This is a genomic window from Kribbella pittospori (assembly GCF_004331465.1).
Taxonomy (GTDB): Bacteria; Actinomycetota; Actinomycetes; order Propionibacteriales; family Kribbellaceae; genus Kribbella; species Kribbella pittospori.
In genome coordinates this window covers 1-665 of sequence record NZ_SJKB01000059.1, presented here as the reverse complement: position 1 = coordinate 665, position 665 = coordinate 1, and the positions used below count along the sequence as shown (strand labels likewise).

The 665-nt window shown below is 64.7% G+C and carries 1 protein-coding gene; it reads right to left on the bottom strand.

The genetic code is table 11. The features are described 5' to 3' along the window. A partial coding sequence (locus E0H73_RS45605) for a manganese catalase family protein (RefSeq protein ID WP_202867910.1) occupies positions 1 to 159 on the bottom strand: 159 nt, incomplete at its 3' end. Positions 160 to 665: the final 506 nt, after the last annotated feature.

Below are 665 nucleotides of genomic sequence, written 5' to 3'. Positions count from 1 at the left end.
GCCTTCCATCCGGCAGTTCCAGCCCTGGAACAAGTACTGCATCGTCACACTCATCTCGCCGAAAGCGCCACCGATGAGCTCCTGCAACTTGCGCGCATACACGGGATCGGGTCGCTCGGGCTTGGCCTCGAACTGTAATCGCTTCGTATGGCGGAACATGGCGACTCCCTTGTCGACTTCTGACAACCGGCCACCGCGGTCCCTGACTGGACCCACGTCCGGCCGATCGGCCCTCGGTACCCCGCGAAGCACCGTCGATGCCTACCTTCCGCCCCCCGACCCTCGACCGCCCGGAGCCGATGTGTTCCGGTCGGACGTGCTCGCGACCAGTGGCCTGGACGACGTAAGAGTGGTGGCGGGGTTCTCGAGCGGGCTCAGGAGCTGATGGCCAACGCAGTCGGGGCCGATCACGCGTTCTTCTCCACGTGCGGCAGCTCAGCCGCGCGAACGTTGCTGCGGTCTCCCCGTCAGCAGGTGAATCGACTGCCGGTCGGCTTCCCGCGGTGGCTCTGTCTGCTCGGTCAGAGGTTTCGCGGTGGCTCGGATGGGCACTGCGTGGTGGCGGGGCTCGATTAGCCCGCTTCCGCACTTGAGATGCCAGGTGCTTTCGCTGAATCCAGTCAAGGAGCACCACACTCATGTCTGCTCATTCTGAGACCAACGCC